The sequence below is a fragment of the Mumia flava genome, from assembly GCF_002797495.1.
Lineage (GTDB): Bacteria > Actinomycetota > Actinomycetes > Propionibacteriales > Nocardioidaceae > Mumia > Mumia flava.
Window position 1 is genome coordinate 1,610,170 of record NZ_PGEZ01000001.1, and the last position, 14,218, is coordinate 1,624,387.

Consider the following 14,218-nt stretch of genomic DNA (forward strand, 5'->3'; position numbering starts at 1 on the left):
GGGGCTCCTAGTAGCCGAGGTACGCGCTGCGCACCGCGTCGTCGGACCGGAACTCGGCCGGTGTGCCGGCCGCGGCGATCGTGCCGACGTCGAGCAGGTAGACCCGGTCGGCGAGATCCATCGCGAGCTCCGCGTTCTGCTCGACGATCAGCAGGGCCGTGCCGTCGGTCTCGTTGATCCGGGCCAGGGTCGCGAACAGCTCCTGCACGACGATCGGTGCCAGGCCGAGGCTGGGCTCGTCGCAGAGCAGGAGACGGGGGCGGCTCATCAGCGCGCGGGCGACCGCGAGCATCTGCTGCTCGCCGCCGGACAGCGACCCCGCGAGCTGCGCGGAGCGTCGGCCGAGGACCGGGAAGACCTCGGCCCACCGCTCGATGTCGGCCTCGATCTCGGCCTTGTCGTCGCGCGACGCGGCGCCCACGCGCAGGTTGTCGAGCACGGTGAGCTGGCCGAGCGTGCCCCGGCCCTGGGGCACCAGGCTGATGCCTCCGGCGACGACGCGCTCGGGCCGCGAGCTCAGCGGGCTCCCGTCGAGCTCGATCGTGCCGCGTCGGCCGATCAAGCCGGCGAGCGCCCGCATCGTGGTCGTCTTGCCGGCGCCGTTCGCGCCCAGCACCACGACCACCTCGCCGGCGTCGACGTCGAGGTCGATGCCGTGCAGGACGTCGGCGGAGCCGTAGCCGGCACGCAGTCCTTCGACGTGCAGGAGACTCATGCCGCCCTCCCGAGGTACGCGGCGACGACCGCCGGGTCGTCGCGGACCTGCTCCGGGCTGCCCTCGAAGATCTTCTGGCCGAAGTCCAGCGCGACCACGTGGTCGCTGATCCCCAGGACCAGCCCCATGTGGTGCTCGACGAGCAGCGCCGCGAAGCCGTAGTCGTCACGCAGCGAGACGATCAGCTCACCGAGGTCCTTGACCTCGCTGTGGGTGAGGCCGCCGGCGGGCTCGTCGAGCAGCAGCAGGCTGGGGCGCGCCATCAGCGCACGGGCCAGCTCGACGCGCTTGAGCGTGCCGAACGGCAGGCCGGCGGCCGGCGCCTCGGCGACCTCGAGGAGGTCGAGCCGCTCGAGCAGCTCCCACGCGCGGCGTCGGAGCTCGTTGGTCCGGCGCCGCGCCGGCGGCCAGGCGAGCATCCCGCTGGTCGCGCCGACCCGGCCCTGCGAGGTGCCGCCGGCCATCGCGTTGTCGAAGACCGACATCCCGCCGAACAGCGCCAGGTTCTGGAACGTGCGCGCGATGCCGAGGCCCGCGAGGTGGTGCGGGCGGATCCTGAGCAGGTCGTCGCCGCGCCAGACGATCTCGCCGGTGTCCGGCTGGTAGATCCGCGTGATGCAGTTGAACAGCGTGGTCTTGCCTGCGCCGTTGGGGCCGATCAGGCCGAGGATCTGCCCGGGGAGGACGTCGAGTCCCACGCCGTCGAGCGCCTTCACACCGCCGAACGCGATGGAGACGTCGCGCAGCCTGAGCAGCGCGTCGCCGGCGTCGCCGACCGACGGGGAGTCGGTGCTGGGCCCTGGTGTCACGTGCATGCCTTCCTGGGTCACGTCGATGAGCAGCCTGCTGACACTTCAATTAGCAGTGTGATAGAGATTACTACAGCAAGCAGAGTGAGTCCGTCAACCGTAGTAAGGCGGACCGTTCTCCCTCGAAAGGACGCGTACCCGTGAGCGACCCACGACCGACCGCTGCGCCTCGACCGGACGCCGCACCCCGACCAGACGCCGTCGACGACCGTCTGCTCGACCTGCTGGCGAAGCAGGAGATCCAGGAGGTGCTCACCCGCTACCTCCGTGCCGTCGACCGGGGCGACGTCGACGGACTGCGCGCCTGCTACCTGCCGGGTGCCACGGAGGACCACGGCGGCGTCTTCGAGGGCCCGGCCGAGGAGTACGTCGCGTCGATCGCGCAGAGCCTGACGCACCCCCGCGCGGTCACCACGCACGCGATGACGAACGTCCTGGTCGAGGTCGACGGGACCCGCGCCCGCGCCGAGTCGTACGTCCTGGCCTTCGCCCGGGTCCGCCGCCCCGACGGCGGGGTCGGCGACACGCTCACCTCGGCCCGCATGGTCGACGAGCTGGGCTACTCCGACGGGCGCTGGGGCATCCGGCACCGCGCGCTGCGCTGGGACTGGAACCACGACATGGAGCGCTCCGAGGGCTGGGTGTTCGGCATGCTCGTCGAGCGCGACCGGATGAAGCGCAGCGCGAAGTTCCCCGACGACCTGGTCTACGCCGACTCGCTGACCGGAGCCGGCGCATGAGCGCGCTGCGGGGCGCTTCCATCGAGGGCGCACGGATCGTGGTCACGGGCGCCAACCGCGGGATCGGGCTCGCCTTCGTCACCGAGGCGCTCGAGCGTGGCGCCGCCACCGTGTACGCCGGGGTGCGCGACGTCGACTCCGTGACCGACGAGCTGGCCGCGACCGGCGCCGAGATCGTGCCGCTCGAGGTCACCAGCGACGCCGACGTCGAAGCGGCCGCGAAGGCGTGCGCGGACGCGAACGTCGTCGTGAACAACGCCGGACTGCACGCCGGGGACCGGCTGATCGAGGCGAGCGACCCCGACGCCGCGCGCGCCGAGATGGAGGTCAACTACTTCGGCCCGCTGCGGACGATCCGTGCGTTCGCCCCCGTGCTGCGCGAGAACGGCGGCGGCTCGTTCGTCAACGTGCTGTCGGTCGCCGCGATCGCCCCGACCGCGTTCATGGGTGGCTACTCGCCGTCGAAGGCGGCGGCGCTCTACCTGGGCGGGATCGCCCGCGCGGAGCTCGAGCGCTACAACATCTCGGTGACCTCGCTGGTCGTCGGATCGGTCGACACCCGGATGGCCTCGCACGTCGAGGGCGACAAGGAGGACCCGCGCGACATCGCCGCCGTCGGCCTCAAGGCCATGGAGCGCGGCGAGTGGGTGTGCGACACCGACCGCATGGCGGTCGAGTCGCGTGCACGCCTGGCACGCGACCCGGTGCGGTACGAGCGTGGGCTCGGCAAGCTGCTGTTCGCCACCGAGCTGAGGACGAAGCCGTGAGCGGGCGGATCCGGGTCGCGCAGTGGGCGACCGGCGCCGTCGGCAAGACGATCCTGCGGGGCGTCCTCGACCGCGACGACCTCGAGCTGGTCGGTCTGCTGGTCTACGGCGACCGCAAGGTCGGTCGGGACGCAGGCGACATCGCCCGGCGCGATCCGACCGGCGTCCTGGCCACCCGCGACGTGGACGAGATCCTCGCGGCGCAGCCCGATGTCGTCATGCACGCACCACGGCTCCAGGTCCCGTACGAGACCCACGACGACGACCTGCTGCGTCTGCTCGGCGCGGGAGTCAACGTGATCACGACCGCCGGGCAGCACTTCCCGCGGGCGCACGGCAGCGAGCGCGAGCAGATGTTCACCGAGGCGTGCGAGAAGGGCGGGAGCACGCTCTTCGGGGTCGGGGTCAGCCCCGGCGTGATCGGCGAGCGGCTCACGCTGGCGCTGACCGGCGCGAGCGTGACGCTCGACCGGATCACGATCGACGAGGTGCTGGACGCCCGCGCGATGCCGGACCCGGACTTCGCGTTCACCGTGATGGGGATGGGCTCGGACCCGGCGACGCTGGACGGCTCCGGGCCGCTGCCGTCGCTGTACGCGTCGCTGTACCTGGAGACGATCGCGTTCATGTGCGAGCGGATGGGCGTCACGTACGACGAGGTCGTCTCCGACCACCGGGTCGTCCCCGCCTCGCGGGACCTCGAGGTCGCGGCCGGGCACATCGCCGCCGGGACCGTCGGATCCACCGAGTGGCGCTGGCACGCGATGCGGGACGGGAAGCCGTTCCTCACCCTCGCGATCATCTGGACGATGGAGCCCGACCGCGAGGAGTACGCGGGCCGCGACCACTGGGAGATCCACCTGTACGGCAAGCCCGAGGTCGTGATGACCGTCAACCTGGTCGAGCCGGACGACCCGACGAGCCGGACCACCGCGGGCCAGTTCGTCACGGCCGGCCCGGCGCTGCGCGCGATCCGTCCCGTGGTCGAGGCACCGCCGGGGATCTTCGAGCCGCCCGTCTTCGCCCCCTTCCACCTCAGCCGGGAGTCCTGATGCCGACGATGCCTGCCCTGGTCCCCACGCCACCGGAGTACCGCGACCCCGAGTACGCGCTGCACCCCGACGGCACCCGCGTCGAGCGCCTCGAGGACATCCCGCGCCGCCGCGCCGCCGTCACGCCCGATGCGCACGCCGTTATCACGCCGAGCGGGACCACCACGTTCCGCGACCTCGACGACGAGTCGAACCGCGTCGGCCAGGCGCTGCGCGCCGACGGTGTCGGCCCCGGGGACCGGGTCGCGTACGTCGGGGAGAACGCCCCGGAGTTCCTCGCGGTGATGTACGGGGCGTCGAAGGTCGGCGCGGTCCCGACCGCGCTCAACTTCCGGCTCGCCGGGCCCGAGGTCGCCTACATCCTCGGCAACGCCGAGCCGGCCGCGATCGTCCTGGGGCACGGCATGGAGCACCTCGCCGAGGTCGCCCGCGCCGCGGACGTCCGGACCGTCGTCACCCTGTCGGGCGCGGCCGGGACCACCCCGTACGACGGGTGGCTGCGTGAGGTGACCGACGAGGACCCGGGGTACGCACGAGCCGCCGACGAGACCGCGCTGATGTTCTACACGTCCGGCACCACCGGGCACCCGAAGGGCATCGAGCTCACCGGCCCCAACATCGGTCAGGCGATCGCGGCGATGCACTACCTGCTCGACCTCGACACGACGTCGATCGCGCTGGCTCCGGTGCCGTTCTTCCACGTCTCCGGCCTCGGCCTGGCGCTGGTCGCCGGTGTGAACGGGTCCGCGCTGCTGCTCCGCAACGCCACCTCACCGGCCGACCTGCTCGAGATCCTCCAGGAGCACCGGGTCTCGCACGCGGTCGCGGTGCCGACGCTGATCCAGTTCATGCTGGCGCAGCCCGCCGCGCGGACCGGCGACTGGAGCGCGCTGAAGTACCTGATCTACGGCTCGTCGCCGATCCCGGAGCCGGTGCTGCGTGAGGCGACCGAGGTGTTCGGCTGCAAGTTCCTCCAGTCGTACGGCCTGACCGAGTCGACCGGCGGCGTCACGATGCTGTCCCCGGAGGACCACCGGCCGACGCCGGAGACGGTGCACCGGCTGCGCTCGGTCGGCCGCCCGATGCCGAACGTGCCGATCCGTGTGGTCGACCCGGCGACGCTCGAGGACCTGCCGCCGGGCGAGCGCGGCGAGGTGCTGATCGGCGGCGGCCACGTGATGGCGCGCTACTGGCGCAACCGCGAGGCCACCGACGCCACGATCACCGCCGACGGCTGGCTGCGCACCGGCGACGGCGGCTCGTTCGACGCCGACGGCTACCTCTACCTGCACGACCGGCTCAAGGACATGATCGTTTCCGGCGGCGAGAACGTGTACCCCGCAGAGGTCGAGAGCACGCTCACCGACCACCCGGACATCGCGCAGGTCGCGGTGATCGGGGTCGAGTCCGAGCGCTGGGGCGAGTCGGCGTACGCGGTGGTGGTGCCGGCGCCGGGCTCCTCGCCGTCCGAGGCCGACATCATCGCCTGGGCGCGCGACCGGATGGCGCACTTCAAGTGCCCGGTCGGCGTCGCGTTCGTGGACGCGCTGCCGCTGAACGCGAGCGGCAAGCTGCTCAAGACCGCCCTGCGGGACACGTACGGCAGCTGAGCTGCTCCGATCCCGCAAGAATGCAACAGTGCCGAAGATCGAGGGCAGCATGTGTCACCGATCTTCGGCACTGTTGCGTCAGGCCGCCAGCAGGCGGAACCGCACTCCCGAGATCGTGACCTCACCGGCCGCGTCCGCGTGCGCGGGCGTGAGCCGGACGTCGATGCCGACCAGCATCGGCCGCTCGCCGGCCACGAACCGCACCGTACGCTCGCCCAGGCGGATCGACGGCACGCCACCGGCGTCGCCGACCTCGGTCCCGAACACCTCCGCCCACCGCGCCGCCTGCGCGGACGGGTCGGCCGAGGCGACCTCGACCGCGACCACGTCGTCGATCACCGGGTCGGCCGGCGTCTCGGTCGTGATGTCGTCCCAGAACCACACGCCCGGGTCCGCGATCTCGTCCAGCTCGACGAGCAGCCCCATGTCCTTGGGGTGGAGCTGCACGATCCGGTGGCCGTACACCTCCTGGTCCGCGACCGTCCGTACGCCCAGCGCGGTCGCGTTCGCGAGCAGGGGCGCGATGTCGGGGACCTGGATCGACAGCGCGTAACCGCCGCCACCGCCGCCCTTCGCGATCCACTGCGCGATCGACGTCCGGTCGTGCAGGGGCGCGACGATCTCGAGGTGGGTCTGCGACCCGACGCGGATCGTCTCGTCGGCCAGACCCACGTCCTCGAGGATGGGGTCGGCGAACCCGTCGGACAGCCCGAAGGCGTCCCGCAGCTCCTTGCTCGTCGTCGCCAGGTCGGCGGCCCCGATCACGGTCTGGCGCAGGATCGCCCAGCGGTCCTCGTCGTACGTCATCCGATGCTCCTCTCGTGCCCGGCCCACCACGGGGCGCGGAGCTCGCGCTTCAGGATCTTCCCGGAGGGGTTCCGGGGAAGGGCGTCGATCACCTCGACCGAAGTCGGGCACTTGTAGTGCGCGAGCCGCTCGCGGGTGAACGCGATCAGCTCGTCACCGTCGATCGTCTCGCCCTGCTTCGCCACCACGACCGCGTGCGGGGTCTCGCCCCAGCGCTCGGACGGCACGCCGATCACCGCGACCTCCTGCACCGCCGGGTGCGCCATGATCGCGTTCTCGACCTCGGCCGGGTAGATGTTCTCCCCGCCCGACATCAGGAGGTCCTTGATCCGGTCCTTGAGGAAGACGTACCCGTCCTCGTCGGCGTAGCCGGCGTCCCCCGTACGGAACCAGCCGCCGGGCCAGAACGACGCGGCGGTCTCCTCGGGTCGCCGCCAGTACTCCTTCGTGACGCCGGGACCGCGGGTGACGACCTCGCCGACCTCGCCGGTCGGGCACTCCTGGCCGGTCTCGGGATCGAAGATCGCCACCTCGACACCGGGGACGGCTCGCCCGGCCGACCGCAGCCGCCCGGATCCGACGACGTGGTCGTCGGCGCCGAGGATCGTCGTGACGCCGATGGTCTCGGTCAGCCCGTAGCTCTGCGCGAGCTCGGCGCCGAAGACCTCCTTCGCGCCCACCATCACGGTCTCGGAGATCGGCGAACCGCCGTACACGACCCACTCGACGCTCGAGTAGTCCGCAGCGGCGGCCTGCGGGTTCGTGATGAACAGCTGCATCACGGTCGGGACCATGATCACGTGGGTCGCGCGGTGGCCGACCATGAGACCGAGCATGTTCTGCGGCGTGACCTCGGTGAACTGCACGATCCGGCCACCGGCCGCCAGCGCGATGAGCGACCAGCCGCCCGCGGCGATGTGGTAGTACGGCGTGGGCACGAGGCTGACCGAGCTCGGCGACACGTCGAACTGCGCCCCGAACGCCTCGACCGCCCACAGGAACCCGGCGACCGTGGTCGTCACGCCCTTCGGCCGGCCGGTGGTGCCCGACGAGTACATCAGGCAGAACAGCCCGTCGCCGGTGACCTCGCGGTGCGGGTCGGCCGTCGGCATCTGCGCCAGCCACGCCTCGTACGCCTGCCAGCCGGCGCCGACCTGCGGCTCGCCGTCCTGCGAGAAGACCAGCCGGGGGCCCGCGAAGTCGTCGGGCACGAGGTGCGCGAGATGGTCCTCGGCGAGGATCGCGGCGGGCTCGGCGTCCCCGAGGATCCAGGCGACCTCGTCGGCCGACAGTCGGAAGTTCAGCGGCACGATCACCACGCCGGCCTTGGCGGCCGCGAAGAACAGCTCCCAGTACTCGGTCGCGTTCCGGGCCAGGTAGGCGACCCGGTCCCCGACCTGCAGCCCGCTCGCCACGAGCCCGGCGGCCAGCGCGTCGGACCGCGCCGACAGCTCACCGTGGGTCACCGAGCGTCCTTCGCCGACGATCGCGGGCGCGTCGGGGGTGGCCTTCGCGGTGTCCCGCACGATGTCGGCCAGCGTGGTGCGTGTCGTCATGTCTCTGCTCCTCCTCGAGGCAGATCGCCGCCCTCGGCCGAGGGTCGGATGCTGATGTCGTGCCCGGCCAGCGGCTCGCGGCACTGGTCGCACGTGAAGGTGGCGACGAGCTCGGCGCCGCACGACCGGTGGCTGAGCACGAGCGCCGGCCCCTCGGGCGCGACGAACCAGTGCTCGGACCACTGGAGACTCGCCACCACGACCGGGAAGAACGCGCGCCCCTTCTCGGTCAGGTGGTACTCGACCCAGTCGGACCGCGTGGGGTTCTCCGTCGCCTCGAGGACCCCGAGCGCGCAGAACGCCTTGAGCCGGTCCGCGACCAGGGTCGGCGGTGCGCCCAGGGCGGACGCGAAGTCGCTGAACCGCGTCAGGCCGCGGAACGCCGCCCCCATCAGGGCCGACGCCCACCGGTTGCCGAAGATCGTCATCGTGTCGGGGAAGAGCCCGGCCTGGCCGTGCGCTCCGTCGGAGTCCGACCGGCGCCGGGTCGCACCCGCGGGCACGGACCGTTCCCAGGTGCCGCTCGGTCCCCACGCGGCCGCCACGTCGCGGGCCGAGACCGACTTGCCGCAGGCACGGCAGCACATCAGCGGCGCGAAGTCGTGCCCGCAGGTGTCGTGGTGCATCACCGGCAGGTCGTCGGCACGGTCGGCGACCCAGTGCCGCTCCCACTCCCAGATCGACAGCATCACCGGCCACAGCGCGCGGCTGCGCGGCGTGATCCGGTACTCCGCGCGCAGCGGGTTGGTCTGGTAGACGTGCCGCTCGAGCATCCCCTCGTCACTCAGCCGCTGCAGGCGCGCGGTCAGCACCGAGTTGGAGATCGGCAGGTTCGCGCGGAACTGGGCGTACCGGCTGACGCCCGTCAGCGCCTGCTGCAGGACCAGCAGCGTCCACTCGTCACCGAGGACGCCGAGCATCCGGCCGATGGCGTTCGTCCCGCCGGCCTCCAGGCGGGTCGGGGCGTCCTGCTCGGACGTGGGGTCGACCATCCGGGTCTCCTCGTTGTCGTGACGGCTCGGGCGTCGCGCGCGCTCAGAGCCCGACCGCGTCCGCGGCCGACTCCGCAGTCTGCCAGCGCCGCAGCTCCTCGCCCGGAGCCCACGTGGAGTGGGTGCCGCTGGAGATCCGCTCGGGCAGCCGCAGCTTGCACACCGGCCCGTCACCGACCCGCGCCGCGTCGAAGACCAGGCAGTACGAGGCGTCCGCGTTCATGTCCGTCGTGAGCGTGACGAGGTAGCCGTCGTCCTCACCGGTGCTGCCGACGCGCGGCGCCATCGCGGTCTCGCTGCCGTACACGCCGTCCTCGAAGGTGAACCGCTCCTCGGTCCCGTCGCGGAGGTCGTGCTTGACCAGCCCGTCGAAGAGGAACCACGACGGCTTGCCGGTCGCGGCGTACGCGTAGCGGTACTCGCCGCCGTAGTAGGCGCCGTTCATCATCCCGAACTCGGTGATGCTGTCCGACAGCTGCTCCTCCTTGACCAGCCCGGTCACGAGGTTGAGCCGCCAGCGGTGCAGCCGCGACTGCATCCGGTCGAGCGCCAGGAAACGGAACGCCCGCTGCCACCTGTTGCCCATCCCGTTGTCGGCCGGCTCGGGATCGCCCTGGAAGAACCCGTCGAGGACGATCTCGTCCCCGTCCTCGTAGGCGTTGACGAAGTGCAGCACGTACGTCGACTCGGCCTCGAACCAGCGGATGTCCGAGGACTGCCCTCGGCGCGGGATCACCGCGAACCGCGACGGCATGTCGCGGTGCCAGCGGGCGATGTGCGCGTCGTGCTTGAGCGCCTCGGGATCCCAGAACAGCGGGAAGTCGTTGAGGATGGCGTAGTTCTCGGTGAACGCCATGTCGTGCGGCAGGCGCGGACCGGCCAGGGGGACGTCGACGTAGTGGACGAGGTCGTTGGACTCGTCGACGACGCCGTAGTGCATGTACGGCGCCTCCTTGCTGTAGTTGAAGAACAGCATCTCGCCGGTCCGGTCGTCGACCTTCGGGTGCGCCGAGACGCCCCAGTCGAACGGGAAGCGGCCCTTCCAGCTCTCCTTGCCCATCGTCTGCGCGGTGAACGGGTCCACGCGGTAGAGATCGCCGCACTGGTAGAAGCTCGTGAGCGCCTGGCCGCGGTGGACGACGACGTCGGTGCTGGAGGCGTCCTTCATCCGCGTGCGCGCGCCCCACCCGTCCTCGCGCAGCGCGATCCCCGGCGCCTCGGCGAGACCGGCCCACAGCGGACCGCCGGCCTCCGCCTCGGCCAGGAGGCCGTCGGTGCGGATGAACCGGTTGCGGTAGAACGCCGTGCCGTCGCGGAAGCCGACGACATGGATCATCCCGTCCCCGTCGAACGGGTGGTAGTTCTTCAGCGACGGATGCAGCGGGTTCTCGGTGTTGCGCAGGTAGACACCGTCGAGGTCGCGCGGGATCTCACCCTCGACGACCTCGAGGTCGTCGGCCACCCACTCCGTCGTCTGGGGCTGCCAGGGCCCGGTCCGGTACGGGTGCTCGTCGTCGCTCGGCAGCGTCGACAGCATCCGCCCGACGATCTCGATGTCCATGGTTCTCCTTATGCGTCTCGTCGTGGCTGCGCGGCCGGGGATCAGGCGGGGACCGCGCCGACGACGAAGCTGAGCGTCGTCGCCGTGCTGCCGCCGAAGTTGAGGGTCGCGAAACGGGAGGCCCCGTCGACCTGGTAGTCGCCGGCGTCGCCGCTGACCTGCTTCGACGCGTCGAGCAGCATCCGCACTCCGGTCGCGCCGACCGGGTGGCCACCGCCGATCAGCCCGCCGCTGGGGTTGATCGGGAGCACGCCGCCGGGCGCGATCTCGCCGTTCTCGATCGCCTTCCACGACTCGCCGGGCCCGGTCAGGCCGATGTGGTCGATCGCGAGGTACTCGCTCGGCGTGAAGCAGTCGTGGGTCTCGAGCCCGTCGAGGTCCTCGAGCGTGATCCGCGCGCGGCCGAAGGCGTCGAGCACGGCCTGACGGACGTGCGGCAGGACGTACGGCTGGTCGGCGGAGACCTCGAGCTTGCGCTCCAGGCCGAGCCCGACCGTACGGTGCCCCCAGCCCTCGATCCGGGCGATCGGACGGGCGTCCGGGTGGTCGCGCAGGTAGGCGTCGTTGACCAGGACCACGCCTGCACCGCCGTCGGTGACCTGGGAGCAGTCGAACCGGCGGACGCGACCGTCGACGACCGGGTTGGTCTCGTCGTCGCGGCCGACGTTGGCGACCAGATCGGGCACGTCCCAACCGCGGGTCTGGGCGTTCGGGTTGCGGCGCGCGTTGGCGAAGTTGAGCTCGGAGATCGCCCGCAGGTGGGCCTCGTCGAGCCCGTAGCGACGCTCGTACTCGTCGGCGACGAGGCTGAACATGTACGGCCACATGAAGCGCGCGTCCCCACCCTCGTGGCCCGTCCACGCGGCGGCACCGAGGTGGCGGGCGGCCTCGTCGCCGGGCACGGTCTTCTCCAGCTCCACGCCGAGGACGAGCGCCGAGTCGTACGAGCCGGCGCGCAGGTCGGCCATCGCGGACACCGCTGCGATGCTTCCGGACGCACAGGCGGCCTCGTGCCGCGACGACGGCGTCCCCCAGAGGTCCTCGTGGACCGTGGCCGGCATCGCGCCGAGCTGGCCCTGGTGGGTGAAGAGCTGCCCGAACGCGTTCGCGACGTGGACGACCCCGATCGCGGTGCCGTCGACGCGGGCGCTGCTCAGCGCCCCTTCGACGACCTCGCGGGTGAGGTCGGCGAAGTCGAGGCCCTCGCGAGTGAAGTTGCGGGCGTAGTCGCTCTGGTAGCCGCCGAGCACCCAGATGTTCGTCTCGCTCATCTCGCATCCCCTTCTCAGGTCAGTCTGTCGCCCGGTCGCGCCGCGGGCATCCGGATCGCGTCGCGGTTTCGCTCGTCACGGCGGTTCGCTCGCCCCTGCGGGTTCGCTTGCCAACACTGTTTCGCTTGCCAACAACGTGCTCACCGTACTACAACTAAAAGAGTATCTCCACCAGTTGAAGCGACACCGATCACATTTCCGTGGTCGCGACCAAGGAGCACCGATGCCCGAGGCCCTCGTCCTGGACTACGTCAGAACGCCACGCGGGAAGGCGTCCCCGAAGGGGTCGCTGCACTCCCGCACGCCGATCGACCTCGTCGTGCACCTCCAGCAGGCGCTCGTCGAGCGGACCGGCCTGGATCCGTCGACGGTCGAGGACGTCACCCTCGGGTGCGCCTCGCAGGTCGACGAGCAGGGCGGCAACATCGCCCGGACGGCCGCCCTCCTGGCGGGATGGGGCGACGACGTGGCCGGAGCGACGACGAACCGGTTCTGCGCGTCCGGCGTCGACGCGGTCGGCCAGACCGCCGCTCGGCTGCGCGCCGGCGACCTGCGTCTGGGCGTCGCGGGCGGCGTCGAGAGCGTGTCACGCGTGCCGATGTTCGTCGACCGCGGGCCGCTGTGGAGCGACCCGGCGACGGTCGCGCAGATCGGGTCCGTCCACATGGGCATCGCCGCCGACCTCAACGCGACGCTGGAGGGCTTCACCCGCGAGGAGCTCGACGCGTACGGGCTCGAGACCCAGCAGAAGGCCGCCGCGGCACACGCCGCCGGAGTGTTCGGCGGATCGCTGGTGCCGGTTCCGCCGAGCGAGTCCAGCCCGGGCCTCGACCACGACGAGCTCGTCCGCGCCGGCACGACCGCGGAGACGCTGGCCGGGCTGCCCCCGGCCTTCGCCGAGCTGGGCGGGCAGGGCCAGGACGCGATCGCGCTCGGCGCCTACCCGGTCGTCGACCGGATCGAGCACCTGCACACGGTCGGCACGTCACCGGCGATGGCCGACGGCGCCGCGCTGCTGCTGCTCGGCGACGCCGACGCCGCCGAGCGGGCCGGGCTGCGGCCGCGTGCCCGCGTCCTCGGTGCGGCGACCACGTCGGTCAACCCGGTCCTCATGCTCACCGCCGGCCAGTCCGCGGTCGAGACGGTGATCGCCCGCGCCGGGCTGCGTCCCGCGGACATCGACGTGTTCGAGTTCGCGGAGGCGTTCTCGGCGCTGTGCCTGCGCTTCCGCCGGGACCTCGACGCGGGTCCGGAGCGGATGAACCCGAACGGCGGGACGATGGCGATGGGGCACGCCTTCGGCGCGACCGGCGCCATCCTCGTCGGCAGCTGCGTGGAAGAGCTCGAGCGTCGCGACGGCCGCTACGGCGTCGCCGCAGTCAGCGGGGCCGCCGGCCTCGGAGTCGCCGTCCTGGTGGAGAGGATCGCAGCATGAGCACCCGACCGATGCAGGACCAGGTCGCCGTCGTCACCGGCGGAGGGAAGGGCCTCGGCCGCGCCTTCGCGCTCCACCTGGCGAGCCTGGGCGCCACCGTCGTCGTCAACAACCGCAACCGCGAGGTCGACGAGCACGGCCGCGGCCCGGCGGACCACGTCGCCGCCGAGATCGAGGCCGCCGGCGGCACGGCCGTGGCCGACCACGGCGCCGTCGAGGATCCCGCGACCGCCACCCGGCTCGTCGAGACCGCGCTCGAACGCTTCGGCCGGCTCGACGCCTGCATCACGAGCGCCGGGATCAGCAGCCCGCAGATGTTCCACAGCACCACACCCGAGAACCTCGCGGCGGTGCTCGACGTCAACGTCACCGGCACCGCGCTCGTCGCCTCGGCAGCGCTCCGGGCGATGCGGGAGGCACGGCGCGGCCGGATCCTGCTCGTCGCGTCTACAGCGGGCCTGCACGGAGAGCCGACGGTCTCCGCGTACGCGGCGTCCAAGGGTGCGGTGATCGCGCTCGGCCGCACCGCCGCGGTCGAGGGCGAGCGACGCGGCGTCCACACGAACGTGCTGCTGCCGTACGCCACCACGCAGATGACCGAGGCCGGGATGGACCCGCGCTACGCGAAGACGATGACGTCGGAGTCGGTGGCGCCGATCGCGTCGGCCCTCCTCGATCCGCGCTCGACGCTGAACGGCCAGGTCCTCGTCGCCGGGGCCGGTGGTCTGCGGGTCGCCGACTCCGTGGAGCGCGGCACCGTCCTGCTCCCCGACGGTCCGCTGACACCGGCGGCGCTCGAGGAGCTGGTCGCGCAGTCCCGTGCCGGCGAGTCCCACACGTACCGCGAGGCGCAGGAAGCCTTCCAGGGCTTCGCCGCCGACCTCGTCTGAGCCGACAGAGAGC

At 71.9% G+C, this 14,218-nt stretch carries 13 protein-coding genes; 6 read left to right on the top strand and 7 right to left on the bottom strand.

The window, feature by feature from the left end; genetic code table 11:
* Window positions 1-7: 7 nt before the first annotated feature.
* Together CLV56_RS07670 and CLV56_RS07675 are read right to left on the bottom strand one after the other, a co-directional pair.
* Window positions 8-715, bottom strand: coding sequence for an ABC transporter ATP-binding protein (locus CLV56_RS07670; RefSeq protein WP_039350589.1), 708 nt, complete (start codon window positions 713-715; stop codon window positions 8-10).
* Window positions 712-1,524 carry an ABC transporter ATP-binding protein gene (locus CLV56_RS07675; RefSeq protein ID WP_245857691.1) on the bottom strand — a complete coding sequence of 271 codons (813 nt, stop codon included), beginning with the start codon at window positions 1,522-1,524 and terminating at the stop codon, window positions 712-714. Before CLV56_RS07675 ends, CLV56_RS07670 begins: the two co-directional genes overlap by 4 nt.
* A gap of 140 nt (window positions 1,525-1,664) precedes the next feature.
* Between CLV56_RS07675 and CLV56_RS07680 the strand changes: the two genes are divergently transcribed.
* From CLV56_RS07680 to CLV56_RS07695, 4 genes are read left to right on the top strand one after another with little or no spacing between them, the layout of a single operon-like run.
* Window positions 1,665-2,264 carry a nuclear transport factor 2 family protein gene (locus CLV56_RS07680; RefSeq protein ID WP_211288014.1) on the top strand — a complete coding sequence of 200 codons (600 nt, stop codon included), beginning with the start codon at window positions 1,665-1,667 and terminating at the stop codon, window positions 2,262-2,264.
* Complete coding sequence (locus tag CLV56_RS07685) at window positions 2,261-3,031, top strand: SDR family oxidoreductase (protein WP_039350588.1); 771 nt, start codon at window positions 2,261-2,263, stop codon at window positions 3,029-3,031. The genes CLV56_RS07680 and CLV56_RS07685 overlap by 4 nt, the downstream gene beginning before the upstream one ends.
* A complete protein-coding gene (locus CLV56_RS07690; RefSeq protein ID WP_039350586.1) occupies window positions 3,028-4,083 on the top strand; it encodes an NAD(P)H-dependent amine dehydrogenase family protein in 1,056 nt (351 codons plus the stop codon). Before CLV56_RS07685 ends, CLV56_RS07690 begins: the two co-directional genes overlap by 4 nt.
* On the top strand, window positions 4,083-5,693 hold the full coding sequence (locus CLV56_RS07695; protein WP_170224765.1) for a long-chain-fatty-acid--CoA ligase: 1,611 nt from the start codon (window positions 4,083-4,085) through the stop codon (window positions 5,691-5,693). Before CLV56_RS07690 ends, CLV56_RS07695 begins: the two co-directional genes overlap by 1 nt.
* Before the next feature lie 78 nt (window positions 5,694-5,771).
* Here CLV56_RS07695 and CLV56_RS07700 read toward each other — a convergent pair whose 3' ends face one another.
* From CLV56_RS07700 to CLV56_RS07720, 5 genes are read right to left on the bottom strand one after another with little or no spacing between them, the layout of a single operon-like run.
* The gene (locus tag CLV56_RS07700; RefSeq protein ID WP_100414634.1) at window positions 5,772-6,500 is read right to left on the bottom strand and encodes a VOC family protein; all 729 of its coding nucleotides are present in this window, start codon (window positions 6,498-6,500) and stop codon (window positions 5,772-5,774) included.
* Window positions 6,497-8,056 carry a long-chain-fatty-acid--CoA ligase gene (locus CLV56_RS07705; protein ID WP_039350583.1) on the bottom strand — a complete coding sequence of 520 codons (1,560 nt, stop codon included), beginning with the start codon at window positions 8,054-8,056 and terminating at the stop codon, window positions 6,497-6,499. Before CLV56_RS07705 ends, CLV56_RS07700 begins: the two co-directional genes overlap by 4 nt.
* Complete coding sequence (locus CLV56_RS07710) at window positions 8,053-9,048, bottom strand: winged helix-turn-helix transcriptional regulator (RefSeq protein ID WP_039350580.1); 996 nt, start codon at window positions 9,046-9,048, stop codon at window positions 8,053-8,055. The genes CLV56_RS07705 and CLV56_RS07710 overlap by 4 nt, the downstream gene beginning before the upstream one ends.
* A 43-nt stretch (window positions 9,049-9,091) precedes the next feature.
* Window positions 9,092-10,609: a carotenoid oxygenase family protein gene (locus CLV56_RS07715; protein ID WP_039350577.1), complete on the bottom strand. Its 1,518-nt coding sequence runs from the start codon at window positions 10,607-10,609 to the stop codon at window positions 9,092-9,094.
* 41 nt (window positions 10,610-10,650) lie between these two features.
* Window positions 10,651-11,880 (bottom strand): acetyl-CoA acetyltransferase, encoded by a 1,230-nt coding sequence (locus CLV56_RS07720; protein WP_039350575.1) that lies wholly within the window; start codon window positions 11,878-11,880, stop codon window positions 10,651-10,653.
* A gap of 223 nt (window positions 11,881-12,103) precedes the next feature.
* Between CLV56_RS07720 and CLV56_RS07725 the strand changes: the two genes are divergently transcribed.
* Entirely contained in the window at window positions 12,104-13,315 is a 1,212-nt protein-coding gene (locus CLV56_RS07725) for an acetyl-CoA C-acyltransferase (RefSeq protein ID WP_039350571.1), read from the top strand.
* On the top strand, window positions 13,312-14,205 hold the full coding sequence (locus tag CLV56_RS07730; protein WP_039350569.1) for an SDR family NAD(P)-dependent oxidoreductase: 894 nt from the start codon (window positions 13,312-13,314) through the stop codon (window positions 14,203-14,205). The genes CLV56_RS07725 and CLV56_RS07730 overlap by 4 nt, the downstream gene beginning before the upstream one ends.
* Window positions 14,206-14,218 lie beyond the last annotated feature (13 nt).